The organism is Bifidobacterium lemurum (assembly GCF_014898175.1).
GTDB classification, from domain to species: domain Bacteria; phylum Actinomycetota; class Actinomycetes; order Actinomycetales; family Bifidobacteriaceae; genus Bifidobacterium; species Bifidobacterium lemurum.
Genome location: NZ_CP062948.1, coordinates 1,240,740 through 1,258,891, shown reverse-complemented (window position 1 = coordinate 1,258,891; position 18,152 = coordinate 1,240,740). Strand labels below are relative to the sequence as shown.

Annotated in this window: 12 protein-coding genes; 2 read left to right on the top strand and 10 right to left on the bottom strand. The window is 65.8% G+C overall.

Going from position 1 to position 18,152, the window contains the following annotated elements; genetic code table 11:
• Positions 1–16: 16 nt before the first annotated feature.
• Positions 17–1,798, bottom strand: a complete 1,782-nt coding sequence (locus tag BL8807_RS04650) for a glycoside hydrolase family 13 protein (RefSeq protein WP_072726885.1) — start codon at positions 1,796–1,798, stop codon at positions 17–19.
• Positions 1,799–2,089: 291 nt separating this feature from the next.
• On the opposite strand from BL8807_RS04650, the gene BL8807_RS04645 reads away from it, so the two are divergent.
• Positions 2,090–3,127, top strand: a complete 1,038-nt coding sequence (locus BL8807_RS04645) for a LacI family DNA-binding transcriptional regulator (protein WP_072726884.1) — start codon at positions 2,090–2,092, stop codon at positions 3,125–3,127.
• Between the two features lie 283 nt (positions 3,128–3,410).
• Here the strand turns inward: BL8807_RS04645 and ilvC are convergent, their stop codons facing one another.
• The 9 genes from ilvC to fbaA all read right to left on the bottom strand — a co-directional run bounded on the left by ilvC (position 3,411) and on the right by fbaA (position 16,039).
• Positions 3,411–4,463, bottom strand: coding sequence for a ketol-acid reductoisomerase (gene ilvC, locus BL8807_RS04640; protein WP_072726883.1), 1,053 nt, complete (start codon positions 4,461–4,463; stop codon positions 3,411–3,413).
• 397 nt (positions 4,464–4,860) lie between these two features.
• Positions 4,861–6,213, bottom strand: coding sequence for an MFS transporter (locus tag BL8807_RS04635; RefSeq protein ID WP_072726882.1), 1,353 nt, complete (start codon positions 6,211–6,213; stop codon positions 4,861–4,863).
• Between the two features lie 577 nt (positions 6,214–6,790).
• On the bottom strand, positions 6,791–7,834 hold the full coding sequence (locus tag BL8807_RS04630; RefSeq protein ID WP_072726881.1) for a LacI family DNA-binding transcriptional regulator: 1,044 nt from the start codon (positions 7,832–7,834) through the stop codon (positions 6,791–6,793).
• A 230-nt stretch (positions 7,835–8,064) separates the two neighbouring features.
• Positions 8,065–9,657: an MFS transporter gene (locus tag BL8807_RS04625; protein WP_072726880.1), complete on the bottom strand. Its 1,593-nt coding sequence runs from the start codon at positions 9,655–9,657 to the stop codon at positions 8,065–8,067.
• Between the two features lie 524 nt (positions 9,658–10,181).
• The gene (gene gtfA, locus BL8807_RS04620) at positions 10,182–11,696 is read right to left on the bottom strand and encodes a sucrose phosphorylase (protein ID WP_072726879.1); all 1,515 of its coding nucleotides are present in this window, start codon (positions 11,694–11,696) and stop codon (positions 10,182–10,184) included.
• A gap of 130 nt (positions 11,697–11,826) precedes the next feature.
• Positions 11,827–12,201, bottom strand: coding sequence for a fluoride efflux transporter FluC (locus BL8807_RS04615; protein WP_072726878.1), 375 nt, complete (start codon positions 12,199–12,201; stop codon positions 11,827–11,829).
• Positions 12,198–13,169: a fluoride efflux transporter FluC gene (locus BL8807_RS04610; RefSeq protein ID WP_072726877.1), complete on the bottom strand. Its 972-nt coding sequence runs from the start codon at positions 13,167–13,169 to the stop codon at positions 12,198–12,200. The genes BL8807_RS04615 and BL8807_RS04610 overlap by 4 nt, the downstream gene beginning before the upstream one ends.
• Before the next feature lie 177 nt (positions 13,170–13,346).
• Positions 13,347–14,633 carry an adenylosuccinate synthase gene (locus BL8807_RS04605; protein ID WP_072726876.1) on the bottom strand — a complete coding sequence of 429 codons (1,287 nt, stop codon included), beginning with the start codon at positions 14,631–14,633 and terminating at the stop codon, positions 13,347–13,349.
• Positions 14,634–14,950: 317 nt separating this feature from the next.
• Positions 14,951–16,039: a class II fructose-bisphosphate aldolase gene (gene fbaA / locus BL8807_RS04600; RefSeq protein ID WP_072726875.1), complete on the bottom strand. Its 1,089-nt coding sequence runs from the start codon at positions 16,037–16,039 to the stop codon at positions 14,951–14,953.
• A 776-nt stretch (positions 16,040–16,815) separates the two neighbouring features.
• Here fbaA and BL8807_RS04595 point away from each other — a divergent pair.
• Positions 16,816–18,072 (top strand): IS110 family RNA-guided transposase, encoded by a 1,257-nt coding sequence (locus BL8807_RS04595; RefSeq protein WP_094725499.1) that lies wholly within the window; start codon positions 16,816–16,818, stop codon positions 18,070–18,072.
• Positions 18,073–18,152 lie beyond the last annotated feature (80 nt).

The following is an 18,152-nucleotide window of genomic DNA, read 5'->3' as shown; positions in this document are numbered from 1 at the left end:
CGATCCGACCTTTCTCTCAATCCAACAACAACCACACGGTCGTGTCCTGCGGCAGACGACCGTCTTCGGTGAGCGCGCCGGAGGCCAGCAGCGGCTCTCCCGCCGGCAGCTCGACCGGCGTCTCACCAAAATTCGTGATGCTCGCCCAGCCGTTGGAACGGCGGTAGGCGATGACGCCGCCATGCCGTCCGTCCGCGCCGTCGCGCTTGTCCGAGGCGCGGTCCTCGTCCAGCCAGACGAGGTCCGTGTCCTGCGGCATGTGGCGATGGCGCAGATCGAGCGCGCGGCGGTACAGGCTCAGCATGGAATCGGGGTCGCTCTCCTGCGCGTCGGCGGCGAGGTCCGCATACCATGCGGGCTGGGGCAGATGGGGCCGTTCGGCGGGCTCTCCCGCCTGTTCGGCGGCGACGCCGGCTCCGGCGACTTTGAGCGCCGGGGAGAAACCGTATCCGACGGTTCCGTCCGAGTCGTCGGATTTCCACGGCAGCGGCACGCGGCAGCCGTCGCGTCCCTTTTCGATCTGGTGGCGCGCGCTGTGGAACGCGGTCGGGTCTTCGAGCTGGTCCCAAGGGATGTCCGCCACCTCGAACAGGCCGAGCTCCTCGCCTTGGTAGATGTAGGCGGAGCCGGGCAGGGCCAGTTCCATGAGGATGGCGGCGCGGGCGCGCCGGGTGCCGAGCTCGCGGTCCTCCTTGTACGAGCCGCCGTTGCGCAGCAGCCAATCCTTGGCGATCTGATGGTGCGAGGCGGCCGGCACCTGCGGCAGACCGTAGCGGGAGGCGTGGCGAGGCACGTCGTGGTTGCTCATCACCCATGTGGCGGTGGAGCCGGAGACGCGGGCGGAGTCGAGTCCCTCTTCGATGGCGAGATGCATGTCATCGCGGATCCAGTCGGTTTTGGCGAATTCGAAGTTGAACACCTGGCCGAGCTCGTCGGTGGAGGCGTACAGATGCTGGCGTTCGGGGTTCACCCATGCTTCGGCGACGGCGAATGCCGGCGGATCGTATTCGTTGAACACCTCGCGCCATTCGCGGTAGATCTCGTGCACATCGTCGCGGTCGTACAGCGGATGGCTGCCGTCGGACGGCAAGGAGGGCAGGATGATGGCCCAGTCGTCGAGGTCGTCTCGGTCGAGGTCTTTGGCCAGGCCGTGCGCCACGTCCACGCGGAATCCGTCGGCGCCGTGGTCGAGCCAGAAGCGCAGGGTTTTGCGGAAGTCGGCGCGCACTTCGGGGTTGTTCCAGTTCCAGTCCGGCTGCTCGACGGTGAACATGTGCAGATACCATTGGCCGTCGTCCACGCGCGTCCACGCGGGGCCGCCGAAGCTGGCCACCCAGTCGGTGGGCGGCAGATCGCCGTTGGGACCGCGACCGTCGCGGAAGATGTAGCGGTCGCGTTCGGGGGAGCCGGGGCCCGCGGCAAGGGCGGCCTGGAACCACTCGTGCAGGTTGGAGCTGTGGTTGGGGACGATGTCCACGACGATTTTGATGCCGGCTTGGTGGGCGGTTCGGGCGAGTTCGTCGAAGTCGTCCATGGTGCCGAGCTTGGGATCCACGTTGCGGTAGTCGTCCACGTCGTACCCGCCGTCGGCGAGCTGGCTGGGGTAGAAGGGGCTCAGCCAGATGGCATCGACGCCGAGCCTCTTCAGGTATGGGACTTTGCTGGTCACTCCGGCGATGTCGCCAAGACCGGATCCCGTCGAATCCTTGAAGGACCGCGGATACACCTGGTACACCACGGCCTGCTTCCACCACAGGGCCGGGTCGTCGACCACGGCGTTCTGGATGTTCTCGGACACGGAATCTCCTCTCGCTACTGTGTTGGTCTCACCGAATGATACTAGCGCTTTCATTGCTATTTCAATCGGCAGTTTCACGCTTCTTTCTTATGAAATAAGCGATTTTCTGTTCTTTCTCATCAGCATTGACTCTGTAAATCTCAGCCACACCGCTGATGTTTGGTGATAGAAATGATAGCGCTTGCACTCGAGGTGTGCAAAACAAATCACCGCTCGGCGTGTCACCGCATTTTTCCGGGCTTCTACTACTATGGAAGCGGTAAACATATTGCACGGTTCAGGAGGTTCATTGTGGAGAGGGCAACCATCAGCGATGTGGCACAGCTGGCAGGCGTCTCCCAAGCGACGGTCTCCCGGGCCCTGCGCGGCGTCGCCAAAGTCTCCCCCGAGACCCGCCTACGCGTGGAACAGGCGGCCAACAATCTCAACTTCACCCTGTCGAAAAGCGCCTCCGCCCTCGCCTCCGGCAAAACCATGCGGGTGCTGCTGCTGGTCTCCGGCACTCTTGACCGCTGGTTCAACTCGTCGGTACTTCAAGGCGCCTACGACGTGCTTTCCCCCGAAGGCTACGACATCATCCCCTCGTTCGTCACCAACCGCGCCCAACTCGACCACTATTTCGCGGAATTGCCCAAAAACCGCAATGCGGACGCGATCATCGTCTCATCGTTCACCTTCACCACGGAACTGCACGACCGGATGGCGGCCATGGGCATGCCGGTGATCGGACTCGACTCCCCCTCGACCGACGGATTCGACGCATCCATCGCCATCAGCAACGCCGACGGTCTGAAGCAAAGCGTGCACCTCCTGCACTCGCTGGGGCATCGCAGACTCGCGTTCATCCGCGACTACGTGCCGCAGGATATGGTCTACAGCACCACCACGCGCGCGGACTGCTTCGCCAGCGCCATCGACGCGCTGGACGCCGGCCTCGAATACACCATTCTGACGGCCCACACGCACGTCAATACCGTCGAACCGGAGGAATTGGCACCGGAACTGGCCTCACTCGTGCTGTCATCGCCCCTACGGCCGACGGGACTGGTTGTGGAGACCGACGAACTGGCCGTGCCCCTTATGAAGGAACTGCGACACCAGCACATGCGATTCCCGGAAGACATGTCCATCGTGGGATTCGACGACGCGCCGATCTCCCGTGTGGTCGACCTGACCACCATCCATCAAAATCCGATAGAACTCGGCCATAGCGCCGCCCGCAAAGCGTTGTCGCTGATGCGGGGCGAGACGCTCGAACGCTCCCACGAGGTGCAGCCCACCACGCTGGTCCTGCGCGACACCACCGGACGCGCGCCGAACGTCGCATAAGCCACAGGCCCGGCCGCATCGATATAGCAACTCTTCGCGTTTTGGTGCGGGCGCAGCCGAAGCCGGCCGGCACGGCAATACGCGCATCGGCGAGCGGCGAAGACCTTGCCACGATGGATCGAAAGCCTTCGACTCCGCTTCGCGCCGCTCAGCATGACGCTCACGGAACGCACCCATGCGGGACGACGAACAAGAAAGGCCGCCGCCCGAACGAATCGGGGCGGCGGCCTTTCTTGAAGCCTCAGCTAGCGGGCGGATCGAGCCGCGCGGCTAGCGGACGAAATCACTGCACCTGGGCGCGGGCGATCTTACCGGTGAAGGAGTTGGCCTCGTCGGCGTCCTTCGCGGCCTCGTTGTTCCAAGAGAACATGGCGCGCAGCTTCGGACCGACGGTCTCGATGCGCACGTTGGAGTACTCCTCCTGCAGGGCCTTGAACTTCGGAGCGCCGGCGTCCTGGTCGTCGATGAACTCCTTGGCGAAGGAGCCGTCCTGGATGCGCTTGAGGTGGTATTCCATGCGCTTGCGGCAGTCCTCGCCGATGACGGTGTTGACGTAATCGCCGTACTGGGCGGTGTCGGAGCAGGACCAACGATCCTTGTTCAGGCCACCCTCGTTCATCAGGTCGACGATCATCTTCAGCTCGTGGCACACCTCGAAGTAGGCGATCTCCGGCTGGTAGCCGGCGTCGGTCAGCACCTCGAAGCCCATCTCGACGAGCTTGTTCACGCCGCCGAGGAGCACGTTCTGCTCACCGAAGAGATCGGTTTCGGTCTCCTCCTTGAAGGTGGTCTTGATGGCGCCGGCGCGCAGGGCGCCCAGGGCCTTCGCGTAGGCCAGGGTCAGCGCCCAGCCGTCGCCGCGGGGATCCTGCTCGACGGCCACGACGACCGGCACGCCACGGCCGGCGGCGTACTCACGACGCACGATGTGGCCCGGGCCCTTCGGGGCGACCATGAACACCGGATGGTCCTCGGTGGGCTTGATGTAGCCGTAGTGGATGTTGAAGCCGTGAGCGAAGGCCAGAGCGGCGCCCGGCTTGATGTTGGGCTCGATGTCGTTGGCCCAGATGGTGCGCTGGTACTGGTCGGGAGCCAGGATCATGATCACGTCGGCTTCGGCGGAGGCCTCGGCCACGGACTTGACCTCAAGGCCCTGCTCCTTGGCGAACTCGACGGACTTCGAGGTCGGACGCAGGCCGACGACGACGTCGACGCCGGAGTCGCGCAGGTTCAGCGCGTGGGCGTGGCCCTGGGAGCCGTAGCCGATGATCGCGACCTTCTTGCCGGCGAGCACGGACAGATCGCCGTCGTTCTCGTACCAGATTGTTGCTGCCATTCTTGGCACTCCTTTGAATTGTTGTGTGGACGGCAGTCTGCCGCCCGACAAATGTTAGTTCAGTTTTACAAACCGATGGTCACAAGCATAGAGGGATTTTGTCCCTCAAACCGATGCCTATCCTACCTTCAGCCCCGCATAGACGCGAATCCCGTCCAAAAGGTGAACCGCAGCGCGGCGGCGTGAAGCGAACAGTCCAGTGGACTGTTCGTAGCCGACGCCCGAGAGAGGCGACAGCCGAGCGAGGGAAACCAGACAGCCATTGACGCCAGTCAATGACCACCGGTGCGTGAAGCGAACAGTCCAGTGGACTGCCCGTAGCCGACGCCCGAGAGAGGCGACAGCCGAACGAGGGAAACAAGACAGCCATTGACGCCAGTCAATGACTGCTCGGGTCTCACTTAGTGAAATCCACGTCCTTGGTTTCCCGGCAGGTGATCACGGCGATCAGGCAGCATACGGCCATCACGCCGAGATACAGGCCCACGGAGCGCACGCCCCAGTTGGCGGACAGCCAGGTGGCGATGGTCGGCACGAAGGCCGCGCCCACGATGGCGGCGAGGTTGTAGCTGATGCCGGAACCGGAGTAGCGCACGTTCGCCTCGAACAGCTCGGGCAAGGTCGCGCCGATCGGACCGAAGGCGATGCCCATCAGCGCGAAGCCGACGCACAGGAACACCATCACGGCCACGAAGTCGCGCTTGCCCTCGCCCATCAGCAGATAGGGGAACGCGAAGGCGAACACCACCAGCGCCACGGACGAGAACATCAGCACGCGACGGCGGCCGATCTTGTCCGCGTACACGCAGGACAGCACGATGAACAGCGCGAACACGCACACCGCGGCCATCAGCATCAGCAGATACTCGCGGTTGGCGAAGCCGAGTCCGCCGCCGCCGTTCTCCACATCCTTGGTGCCCCAGGCGAGCGACCAGGTGGCCAGCGTGTAGAACAGCGTGTAGGTGACGGCCACGAGGAAGGTGCCCTGCAGCACCTGCTTCCAGCTCTTGCGGAACACCTCGACCAGCGGGGCCTTGACGACCTCCTGACGCTCCTGCGCCATACGGAAGATCGGCGTCTCCTCCATATGCACGCGCACCAGCAGACCCACGACCACAAGCACGGCGGACAGCAGGAACGGCACGCGCCATCCCCACGAAAGCATCGCGGCGTCGTCGTTGAAGGTCTCCAGCAGGAAGTAGGTGCCGTTCGACAGGAAGAAGCCGATCGGAGCGCCCAGCTCGGGGAAGGAGCCGTACAGCGCGCGCTTGTTCTCGGGCGCGTTCTCGGTGGCGACCAGCGCCGCGCCGGACCATTCGCCGCCCAGGCCGATGCCCTGCGCGAAGCGGCACAGGCACAGGATCACGACCGCCCAGATGCCGATCGTCTCATAGGAGGGCAGGCAGCCGATCAGGAAAGTCGAGATGCCCATGGTCAGCAGTGAGACGACCAGAGTGGTCTTGCGTCCCATGCGGTCGCCGAAATGGCCGAAGATGAGCGAGCCGACCGGACGGGCGATGAACGCGACCGCGAAGGTCAGCAGCGCGCCGATGGAGGCGGCCAGGCCGGTGCCGCCGAAGAACACGGTCGGGAAGTAGCTGGCCGCGGCGGTGCCGTAGGCGTAGAAATCGTAGAATTCGATGGCGGTGCCGACCATGGAGGCGGCGATGACGGTTTTCACCGAGTCGCGGGCCATGTCTTGGACTTTGCCGCCGGAGGCGGTTCCAGTCGTGGGTTCGACTGTGGTCATGAGGTTCTCTCCTGAGACGTATGTGGTTGTATGCGGTATGTGCGATGCGTGCGGGCGATGCGCGGGGTGCGTGCGTTCGCGCGTGCGCCGCATTGCATGCGATGCGCGGGGTGCGCACACGGCCTTTGTTCCGTGCGATGCGCGCGAGGCCGCTCATCAGCTTGTGCCGGCGCGGCTCCACGCGCCGACCTGCTTCTCGTCTTCGTCTTGCTCCTTGTGGGAGGCACGAAAAAGCCCCGCACCATGCGCAGGGCTTCGCCGATTGTGTCGGTCACCACCCTGCCTTCGTTGGCGGGGCGTGATTGGATGCTCGAAATCAGTCCGCCAGCGAAGACGGAATAATAATTCGTGCGGACACAAAACGTTCCATCATCACGGCGAACCTCCTTCCGTTAACGCTGTCGCTTCGGGCGGTCGCCCGAACTAGGGAACGAACTTAAGCGCGCGGTCGCGTCATCTCCAGCAGGGGTTCACTATGTGGTCATGTCGGCCATACGCAGGCGCACGGACCCCACGCTGAGGCATGTCTGTAATGTCATCCTGAGCGGAGGAAAGGCCAAACTCCGCTCGGGATGCGCTATCGGGTGGTCGCGCCGGAAACGAAGGTTACGGGGACGGCGTCTTCGACCGCGGGCGAGGAGTCGGACGGTACGGCATCGCCGGACTTGCCGCGCGCCGTACCCGCCGCGACGGCACGCTCCATACGTTCGGCGATGCGATGCGCCAACGCCGCGGTGTCCTGGCGGATGGACGACAGCCTCAATCCAGCGGCATCGGCCATATATGTGCCGTCGTACGCGATGACCTGCAGACCGTCGGGCACGCGGATGCCCCGGCTCAGCGCCTCCTGCACCACGTAGGAAGCCACAAGATCCGATCCCACGACGGCATCCGCATCGGGGAACCGGTCGAGCACCGCACGGGCGGCGCGTGCGTGGGATCCCAAATCGGCGACCACACCGGCATCCACGTAATCCCAACGGATACCGGCCTGCTCCACCAGCCGCTCCAGCGTGAGATGGTAGCGGACCGTGGGGAATGTGGTTCCGTCGCCCAAACCCTCGAATTGTTTGCGCGGGCCGCCGACCGTCACCACATGGCGCGCGCCGCTGGCGATGAGATGCTCGGCGATCAGCCGCCCGCCCTGCTCGTGGTCCGACCCGACGGAGGGGATGCCGGCTCCCAGCCGCCGGTCGAAGGCGACCACGGGGCGGCCGATCGAAGTCCAGTAATCCTCGGTATGTTCGGTATGCGCGGCCATGACGATGCCATCCATCATGTGGCGGCGCAGCATATCGACGTATTCGGCCTCACCGGTGGACGCGTCGGCGGTGGAGCACAGCAGCGTGCGCAGGCCGCGCGCGGCGAACTCGCGCTGCAGGGCGGCCATCAGCGTGGCGAAGAACGGATGGCTGATGGTCGGCACGATCACGCCGATGGTGTTGGTGCGGTCGTGGTAGAGGTTGCGCGCCAGCTCATTGGGAATGTAGTTGAGCTCCCGCATCGCGGCTTCGACTTTGGCGCGCATGTCGGCGGAGACGTAACCCGTGTTGTTCACCACCAACGAGACGGTGCTCAACGAAACGCCGGCCCGTTTCGCCACATCGCGCATACCTACCACAGTCGCCACCTCCGCCGGATTTCCGGTATCGAACAGTTGTCGAACACTTCCACCCAGTGTAGCCGAAAAGCGCGGCGCCCCGGTCAGGACGACGTCGATGATAGTTATACGTCTGCCGGGCGAGACGGAACGAAGTCGAAGCATCTCGCCACCGTCCAAGCGATTCGAGATCCTTCGACTCCGCGCTTCGCGCTCCGCTCAGGATGACGAGGCGGGCAGAGGCGCTCCGGTCAGGACGACGAGGCGGGAAGGACGGCCAGAACGGCTGCGACCACGACGCAGACCATCGCCGCGAGGAACAGCGAGCCCAGCCCGAAGGCCGAGACCAGGCAGGCACCTGCGACGGCGGCCACGATCAGCCCCAAGGTGTTGGCCACGTTGAACGCGGCCAGATCACGCCCGGAACGGCGAGGATCGGGCAGGGACTCCATCACCAACGTCTGGCTGAGCGCGTCGTACAGGCCGAAGGCGAAGCCGGCGAGCAGCGCGAACAGGCACAGTCCGATGAGGTTCGGCAGCGCCAACGGAAGGGCGAGCGCCACCACGTACAGCGCGCAGGCCACAACCACCGGACGGCGCACATCGTCGTAGCGCTCGTTGATCGGTCCGGCCACGCGCGCGGCCACGACGGCGCCGATCGCGGTGGCCAGGGCGAGCGCGGCAATACCCACGCCGGCGGCGAGGGTCAATGGCGCGGAGGACGTCGCCTCCTGCAAAGCCACATCCTCGTTGTAGTAGCGCACGATCAGCCACAGGAACACGCCGGTCAATCCCACGCCTGCCATCATCGCCAGACGCGCGGCAAACATGCGGGCGAAGCGAGGGGCGTTGCGCGGCGGGCGCAGCTGGCCCCACACATCCTCGCTGCGGAAACGCTCGCGCGGCAGGGATTCGCTGGAGGGTTCGCGCGGCCAGACCAGCGCCACGACGATGCCGGACAAAGCGAGCACCAGCGCGGCCATGGCGAACGGCGAGTACCCGCCACGCCCGTCGACGATGATGCCCGCCGCGCCCAGCCACGCGCCCAACAGCTGGCCGACCAACTGGCCGATGCCGCGCCAACGCACCAGCGAGACGCGGAATTTGTCGGGCACACGCTCGCTGAACGCGGCGACCAGCGGCACGGTGAGCATGGCGTACGCGATGTTGAGCAGCATCCAGAAGAATCCCAGCGAAATCGGCCCTTCGACCGCGCCGAGAATCAGCGTGACCAACGCGGCGAGCAGACCGCCGGCGACCATCCACGGGGTGCGGCGGCCAAGACCCACGCGCGTGCGGTCGGAGAACGCGGCGATCAGCGGGGAGGCGACCAGCGAGACGAGGGTGCCCAACGCGACGATCACGCCAAGCGGCACGGCGACGGCGGCCGCGACACCCGACGGGTCGCCCGCAGTCCAGTCAGCGGCGGGATTCGCGGGATTCGCGCCCACCACGCGGCCGACCGCGGCGGGCAGCGCCACCATCGTCAGCGCGGTCCAAGGTATGGTGACCAGCACGGCCGCCAGCGCGAAGCCCCACTTCAGGCGCGCGACCTGCACGGCGGTGGGCTTTTCGCCGTCCGCCGCCACCATGGGGTCGCGCATGTCGAGGAAGGCCGAGGTCAGGTCGGGCACGGCCGCGTCGACGGAGGCCGCGGCCGAGGCGGGAGAGCCCGCGGCGGCCAGCTGGGAGGCCTGCGCCTCGGCCTGCACGGCGGAGGATTCGGGCGGGCGGCGGCGGTCGCGGATGGTCAGTCGCGCCAGCGCCTCCTTCTCCTCCGGGGTCAGCACCTTCTCGTAGTCCGGCCTGTCGTCGATGCCGGGACGCACATATGGCTGCTTCATCTTGCCACCTCTCTCGCTCTCAAACCGCGGTTTCGCTCACGCAACGCGAAACCGCCCACGCGCACCTTGCATCGGCGCGGCATGGGCGGTTCCTTTCCATGATTCCACTCTATACGCGAGGGTCGGCATCCCGTGGCCGGCCGCCGCTCGCCTTCGCGGGGTGAGAGCCCTATCCCACGGAACGACGGTTCTGCCCGTAGGATGACGATCCCGCCCCACGGAATAACCGCCCCGTCTGTGGGACGACAATCCCGTCCGCGGGATGACGATCCCGTCCGCGGAATGGACGGCTCGCTCCGCCTCCTGTCAGGCGACGGCGGGCGGCCCATTCGTGGAATGGCGGCCCCGTCCCGTGGAATGGCGGCCCCGTCCCGTGGAATGACGATCCGTCCCATGGAATGACGGTCCTGTCCCGTGGACGACGGCCCCATCCGCGGGACGACGGCCCCATCCGCGGGATGACGGCCCGTCCGCGGGATGACGGCCCATCCGCGGGATGGATGGGCGGCTCGCTCCGCGTCCCGTCAGGCGACGGTGGGCGGGTTGTTCAACAGGTCGTCGGTGGTGTGTTCGCCGGCGGCGTCGGTCCAGACAAGCGAGGCGACCGGAGTGGCGTTATCCGCGCCGAGGCCGCGCTTGGGCTCGAAGGTGAGCGAGGCGGCGGTGGACGCGCCCTTCCACGTGAAGGTGATCGACTCGTCGCCGTCGGCCTCGTAACTGAACTCACCGTCGAAGGCGTCGAGTTCGTTGCGGAACCTAGCCAGCGCGTTCAGGGCCTTGACCACCGGGCGGGCGAGCTGCTCGTCGATTTCGGCGGTCGAATAGTAGTGGCGGTTGATGTCGCGGCCGTTGTTGGTGCGACGCAGCAGCTCCATGTCGTTCACGCCGGCGAGCGCGCCCACATAGTAGACCTGCGGCACGCCCGGCAGGAAGAACTGCACGGCGCGGGCGGCCAGATAATGCTGGTCGTTGCAGCCGAGGGCCGAATAGTAGGTGGAGTTGACCTGATACAGGTCGAGGTTGCTGGCGGCCGCGCCGGTGGCGGCCTGCGACTCGCCGCGGGTGTTGGCGTGGATGGTGTTGACCAGGTTGTCGACGTCCTCGTCGGGCACGAGGCCCTTCAGGGAGCGGTCGAGCTGGTCGGAGCCGATGTCGATCACGCCGATGCCGTCGTGCGTGTCGAGCACGGTGACGGCGTTGTTCGGGCGGATCTCGGTCCAGTGGGCGACGGGCGCCACATGGCCGGTGAACAGGCTGTGCAGCAGCAGCGGAGGCAGGGCGAAGTCGTAGACGCGGTCCACCTTGGAGGCGATCTCCACCTGCTTCTTGTAGTAGGAGTGCACTTCGATGAGGATCTCAAGGCCGCGCTTGACACCCTCCTCGCGCAGGCGGGAGATGAGCTGGAAGGTCTTGGGCGTCATGAAGCAGCTGGTGCCGGCTTCCTTGGCCCCGTAGCCCACGGCGTCGAGACGGATGTAGCTCACATGGCTGGCGGCCATCTGGTCGAAGATCGACATGAGGTATTCCCAACCCTTGTCGGAGTCGGTGTCGATGTCGACCTGCTGCGGGGTGAAGCTCACCCACACGAGGCGGGTTTTGCCGGCGAACTTGTAGTGCGTGAACGGCAGACCCGGGCGCGGACGGTAGATGCCGGCGAGGTCCTCTTCGGTGGCGCCGTTCGGGAAGACGGAGCTCATGGTCAGGAACATCGGGTAGTACTCGGATTCCTCACCGTTGGCGAGCACGTCCTGGAACTGCTCGGATTCCCAGCTCATATGGTTGACGATCGCGTCGACCATGATGTCGTGGGTGGTGGAGAGCTCGGCCACGTCGTCCCAGCCGCCGAGACGCGGGTCCACCTTGGTGTGGTCGATGGGGTCGAAGCCGGCGTCCGCGCCGTCGAACGGGGTGAAGAACGGCAGGATGTGCACGCCGTCGTACACGCCGTCGAAGCGGGTGCGCAGGATGTCGGTCATCGATGCGAGGGTGCCGTCGCCGAGGCGGTCGGCGTAGGTGATGAGTTGCACCTTGTTTTTCAACGTGGTCCTCCTTTGTTGACGAAACGGCGACGGTGAGCGGCGCTTCCGCCACCTGTATCAAACCGGTTCGATACTATCGCCTTTCGATTCCAACGTCCAATTCACCCATAGGTTGCGACGCGTTATCGAATCAGGCGCAGGCCAGGCCGACCCACCAGCCGCAGATCACGCAAACCATCGGCACCGCCACGGTGGCCAGCAGATACAGGCCTGCGGTCATGAAACGTTCGCGGCGCGCCAGAGACACCATCTCATTGATGGCTGTGGAGAATGTGGAGAACCCGCCCAGGAATCCGGTCACGAACAGCAGATAGGTCGATTCGGGAACGGACTGGCTCACCCACGTCGCGGCGGCCAATCCCGCGCAGAAAGTGGCGATCACGTTGATCACGAAGGTCGCCAACGGGAACGCGCGATCCCACCACCGCTGGATCGACGTGTTGAACACGAACCGCGTCACGGCCCCCAAGCCGCCGCACAAACACACAAGAAGGAAAGTGGTCATCCCCGCACCTCCCCCGTGGTCGGATCGCCCGCCAATGGAATCTCAGCGGTGATGGGATCCGGCTCATATGCGGGCGGAACGACGAAAGCGGCAGCGGAAGCGGCGTCTTGGACGGCCGCGGCGACGGCGGCTTCATCCTGCGGCGGCACCAACGGCTGACCGTAGTCACCGGTCGGAGGGCCGGAAACCGGCAGTTGCTCGACCACCTCGACCCGATGGGAATGGATGATCACCGTGCCAGCGGACACATCGATGGGCTGGCCCTCACCAACGGGCGAAACGGCCGCGTGACGGGCGCTTTGGCTCTGATGTTTGGCCAACGTCTCGGCGACGGCCCTCGCCGCGCGTCGCGACGAAGCCCGCAATCCCAGCACCGCGCCGATCCACGACACCACCAGACCGCCCACGAAACTGGCCGCCCAATAGAACGCGAATCCCATGTAATGGCCGTCCTGCAGGGCGAGCAGCCCTTCGACGGCCATCGCGGACAGGGTGGAGAACCCACCGCACATGCCCATGCCGACGCCACGCGAGGTGAGTTGGCGCGCGCGCTTGCGGATCCACGTGGCCTGCGAGACGTACGAGGTCAGCAGCGCGAAGATGAAACAGGCCAGCATATTGGCCAGAAAAGTGGCGGGGTGGAAGGCGCTCCAGAAGCCGCTCTCGGAGGCGGCGTCCGGCATGGAGAGCCCCAGCCCGTAGCGCATGGCCGTGCCGACGCATCCGCCGACGAACACCACCAGATAGATCATGCCGTCGGCGAGCGGATTGAACCGCGCTTGCACGCGCTTGATCGGCGCCAGCGGAATCTGCGGCGGCGTGGGCGAGGCGGCGGCACCGGTCGGACGCGGATTCACATGCGCGGCGGAGAGTTCCATCGTGCTGGGCTGCGGCTCGGAGGCCGGCACAGCGGCCGGCTCGGAGACCGGCGAGGGGGCAGATTCATGGGCGTATACGCCGACGGCCACGCCAGAAGGCTCCCCGACGCCGAAAACCGAGGACGAAACCGTCGGACGGACCGCAGAATCCGCCCCATCCGACGGATCAGCAAGGTCCACGGGGGGTAGTTCGGGGACTTGAAGCGGGGAATCACCGTGTCGCATGGGAAACAACTATCGTGACAAGCGGGCCGACTGGCTTCGGCTCTAGTCGATCAGCGAATGCACGGCGATGATGTGGTCGCGCTGCGGGCCGACGCCGATCGCGGAGATACGGCAGCCGCTGAGCTCCTCCAGACGCTTCACATACGCCTGGCAGGTGGCGGGCAGCTCGTCGAACTCATGGCAGGTGGAGATGTCCTCGCTCCAGCCGGGCATCGTCTCGTAGATCGGCTTGGCGGCGGCGAAGGCGGCCTGGTCGGTCGGCATATCGTCGTGACGAACGCCGTCCACATCGTAGGCCACGCAGATCGGGATCTCCTTCAGGCCGGTGAGCACGTCAAGCTTGGTGAGCACGATGTCGGTCAGGCCGTTGATCTGGGTGGCGTAACGGTTCACGACCGCGTCGAACCAGCCGCAGCGGCGCGGGCGGCCGGTGGTCACGCCGAACTCGTGTCCCTGCGCGCGCAGCCATTCGCCGGATTCGTCGAACAGTTCGGTGGGGAACGGCCCCTCGCCCACGCGGGTCACGTACGCTTTGGAGACGCCGATCACGCGGTTGATTTTGGTGGGACCCACGCCCGTGCCGGTGCAGGCGCCGCCCGCGGTCGGGTTGGACGAGGTGACGAAGGGGTAGGTGCCGTGGTCCACGTCGAGCATGGTGGCCTGGCCGCCCTCGAACAGCACGGTTTTGCCTTCGTCGAGCGCCTTGTTGAGCACCAGCGAGGTGTTGGCGACGTACGGCTTGAGGCGTTCGCCGAGCGCGAGCAGCTCGTCGGTGACGGCGTCCACGTCGATGGCGCGGCGGTTGTACAGCTTGAGCAGCATCTGGTTCTTCTGGTGCAGGCTGGCCTCCACCTTGTCGCGCAGATGCTCGGCGTTGAACAGGTCGTGCACGCGGATGCCCACGCGGTTGATCTTGTCGGCGTAGGCCGGGCCGATGCCGCGGCCGGTGGTGCCGATCTTGCGCTTGCCGAGGAAGCGCTCGGTCACCTTGTCGATGGTGCGGTGGTACGGCGCGATGATGTGCGCGCCCTCGCTCACCAGCAGGCGCGAGCAGTCCACGCCGCGGGCCTCGAGTCCGTCGATCTCCTCGAACAGCACTTCGATGTCGACGACCACGCCGTTGCCGATCACGGGGGTCACATTGCTGTTGATGATGCCGGAGGGCAGCAGGTGCAGCGCGTACGACTCGTCGCCGACCACCACCGTGTGGCCCGCGTTGTTGCCGCCGTTGAAGCGGGCGACGTAATCGACCTTCGTGCCGATCAAATCGGTCGCCTTGCCTTTGCCTTCGTCGCCCCACTGGGCACCGATCAGGATGATTCCAGGCATCTCGCACCTCCGCCTTGTGCAGTCGAACGGCGGAAAACCTCACATCTCCCGCCGCCAATACACTACCTTGAGCCCTAAACCGACGCTTCCGTCGTCCGCTTCGTAAACTCCCAGACTGAATATCCCTCCGTCATCCCGAGCCGAGGCGCAAGAATCTCCGGTCGGCCACCGCGATGAGATCCTTCGACTCCACTTCGTTCCGCTCAGAATGACGGAAAAAGGAAACGCGTTCCGCTCAGGACGGCGGGAAAACGCGCTCCGTTCAAGATGACGAATGGAAAGCCGTGCGTTCCGCTCAGGACGGCAGAGAACCGGGACTACTTGAGCGCGCGGCCGGCGGAGCCGAGCTGCCTGCACGCCTCGGCCACGCGGGCAGCCATCGCGGATTCCGCCTCGCGCCCCCACGAACGCGGGTCGTAGAGCTTCTTATCGCCCACTTCGCCGTCGATTTTGAGCACGGAATCGTAGTTGGCGAACATATGCCCGGCCACGGCGCGCGAGAACGCGTATTGGGTGTCGGTGTCGATGTTCATCTTCACCACGCCGTGCCCCACCGCCTCGGCGATCTCCTCCGGACTGGAGCCGGAGCCGCCGTGGAACACCAGCGCGAACGGCTTGCCTTCGGGCATGTCCGGCAGCGCGCACGACGAAACGGCGGAGGCGGCGAAGCTGCCCAGACGCCCGTCGTGCATGGCGTCCCACACCTCGCGCTGGATCTCGCCCAACAACTCGGGGCGCAGTTTGACCACGCCCGGCTTGTACGCGCCGTGCACGTTGCCGAAGGTGAAGGCCGCCATGTAGCGGCCGTGCTCGCCCACGCCCAGCCGCTCGGCCACGCGCAGACCGTCGGCCGGTGTGGAGTACAACTTTTCGTTGATCTCCGCGGAATGGCCGTCCTCCTCGCCGCCGACCGCGCCGATTTCAATCTCCAGCACGGTATGCGCCTTCACCGACTTCTCCAGCAGTTCGGCCGCGATGTCGAGGTTCTCCTCCAGCGGCACGGTGGAACCATCCCACATATGCGATTGGAAGGTGGGCTCCTTGCCGCGCGCCACCTCAGCCGCCTCATGCGTGAGCAGCGGCCGCACCCATTCGTCGAGGTACTGCTTGGCGCAGTGGTCGGTGTGCAGGGCGACCGTGATGTGAGGATAATGCGCCGCGACCTCGTGCGCGAACGCCGCGAACGCCAGCGAGCCGACCACGCGGTCGTTCACCGACTGACCGGAGAGGTAGGCGGAACCGCCCACCGACACCTGGATGATGCCGTCGGACTCCGCTTCGGCGAAGCCCTGCAGCGCGGCGTTCAGCGTCTGCGTGCTGGTCACATTGATGGCGGGATACGCGTAGCCGCCGCGTCGGGCGGCGTCGAGCATTTCGGCATAGCGTTCGGAAGTTGCGATTGTCATAGCTCCCATTATCCTCCCGCGCGGCGGTGGTTGTGATGGAACCGTCCGTCGATCCGCCCGTTTGTGCGCGAATTCACATTCATATTGAGACGGTTTGCGAGTTTGGTGTGTCGGGTTGGAAAGCCTTGCTCAGGTAAAACGATTGATTCTCGAGTTTGGTGTGGAAAATTGGCCGTCTCTGCCGAATCCGACACACCAAACTCGATGTGGCGTGTATTGAGGAGGGGCATCGACCGTAGTTGGGGCCGCCCCGCCGACGAATCCATACATGCTCGAGCAATAGAAAATCCGCGGAAACCCCGAGAAATGGAGGGAATAGGGCTTCCGCGGAACAATTGGGTTGACTCAGGTGGAGCGTATGCCGCGCATCATCCCGAGAGAAGGCGAGCCACCCACTCGTCATCCAGAGCGGAGGCGGAGCCGAAGCGCAAGGATCTCTTGATGTTGGGCGTTACGAGATCCTTCGACTCCACTACGTTCCGCTCAGGATGACGTTGATGATGGTTATTGCCGGTTTGTCCGGTGATAATTGAAGGTGGCGGTCCGGGCGGTGACCCCCAGGATGACTGACGCCGTTCCTTTCGGGAAGCGGCTGTCCCGCCCTCGATCTGTCCCGCCCGGGACCGCCGGACCGAGGGCCATGGACGCATGACCTCATAGGAGCGTGGACGCTCCCATCGGACCCCGCATCGTCCATGGTAGCGTGTCCCGTCAACGTCCCGTCTGCGCCGGAAGCCCCCGGAACGACCATCGACGGCCAGCGAAGGAGGACAACGATGACGCCGCCCATGGAGACGATCTACGCCGGGGTGGACACCCACACCGACACCCACACGCTCGCCCTGCTCGACTGGCGCGGACGGCCGCTGGCCACGCGGACGTTCCCGACCGACGCCGCCGGCTACGAGGCGCTGGCGGGCATGCTGCCCGACCCGTCCCGGGTCGTGGTGGGCGTGGAGGGGACCAACTCGTACGGCGCGGCCCTGGCCCGCAGGCTCGCCGCCGCGGGCTACGAGACGCGCGAGGTGCTGCGCCCCAAACGCGCGGTGCGCCGCAGGGACGGCAAGTCCGACCCCGTCGACGCCGCCGAGGCGGCCAGGAGCGTCATGGCCGGAGACGGGACCGGGCCGAAGAGCTCGGACGGCTGGGTCGAGGCCCTGCGCCACCTCAACACGCAGCGCGACCGGCTGGTGTCGGCCATGACCACGCTGTCCAACAGCGTCAACGGCATGCTCGTCACCGCGCCCGAGACCGTCCGGGACCGCTACCGGAGCCTGAGGACCGGGAGGCGCATGACCCGCCTTGCCGCCTGCCGGCCCGCCGGCGGGCCGGTCGAGCGCGCCGCGCTCACCGCGATGAAGGCGTCCGCGACGGCGTGGAAGGCCCTCCGCGAACAGGCGGACGGGCTCGAGAGGGCGATGCGCGAGATCCTCGAGGAACACGCCCGCGCGCTGCTCGACCTGAACGGGGTCGGCGTCGTCACCGCGGCCACCCTGGCCGTCGTCGCCGGCGACAACCCCGAACGAGTCAGAAGCGAGGCCGCGTTCGCCAAACTGTGCGGCGCGTGCCCCCTGCCCGCCTCCAGCGGCAGGACCAGCCGCCACCGGCTCAACCGGGGAGGCAACCGGCAGGGCAACAAGGCCCTGCACCAGATCGCCGTCGTGCGCCTGCGCCACCACCAGCCCACCCGCGACTACATGGCCAAAAGGACCCGCGAGGGCAAAAGCAAGATGGAGACCATCCGCTGCCTCAAACGCTACATCGCCCGCGAGATCCACCGCGTCCTCATCGCCGTCCGCGACGGCGACCCCGGACGCGAGCCACCCGCCCGGCGCGGCGCCATGCTGCGCGAACTGAGGCTCTCCCACGCGCTGACCCAGCGACAGGTCGGACAGGCCCTCGGCGTGCCCTCCAGCAGGATCAGCGAGATCGAACGAGGCGCCCGCGACCTGCCCGAACTCGAACGACGAGCCACCCAATGGATCCACAGCACCACCGACACACCACCCCAACAACAGCTTGACAAACTATAGGAGCATCGGGGTGAGTAGAGCAGACCGCTCAGGATGACAAGGTGAGTAGGGCAGTCCACTCTGGATGGCGAGTGGCGGCG

What these genes read in the sequence shown, in the direction of transcription:
- fbaA (WP_072726875.1), bottom strand. Translation starts at nt 16,039, where the DNA reads ATGACAATCGCAACTTCCGAACGCTATGCCGAAATGCTCGACGCCGCC.
- BL8807_RS04595 (WP_094725499.1), top strand. Translation starts at nt 16,816, where the DNA reads ATGACGCCGCCCATGGAGACGATCTACGCCGGGGTGGACACCCACACC.
- BL8807_RS04625 (WP_072726880.1), bottom strand. Translation starts at nt 9,657, where the DNA reads ATGAAGCAGCCATATGTGCGTCCCGGCATCGACGACAGGCCGGACTAC.
- BL8807_RS04615 (WP_072726878.1), bottom strand. Translation starts at nt 12,201, where the DNA reads ATGACCACTTTCCTTCTTGTGTGTTTGTGCGGCGGCTTGGGGGCCGTG.
- ilvC (WP_072726883.1), bottom strand. Translation starts at nt 4,463, where the DNA reads ATGGCAGCAACAATCTGGTACGAGAACGACGGCGATCTGTCCGTGCTC.
- BL8807_RS04605 (WP_072726876.1), bottom strand. Translation starts at nt 14,633, where the DNA reads ATGCCTGGAATCATCCTGATCGGTGCCCAGTGGGGCGACGAAGGCAAA.
- BL8807_RS04635 (WP_072726882.1), bottom strand. Translation starts at nt 6,213, where the DNA reads ATGACCACAGTCGAACCCACGACTGGAACCGCCTCCGGCGGCAAAGTC.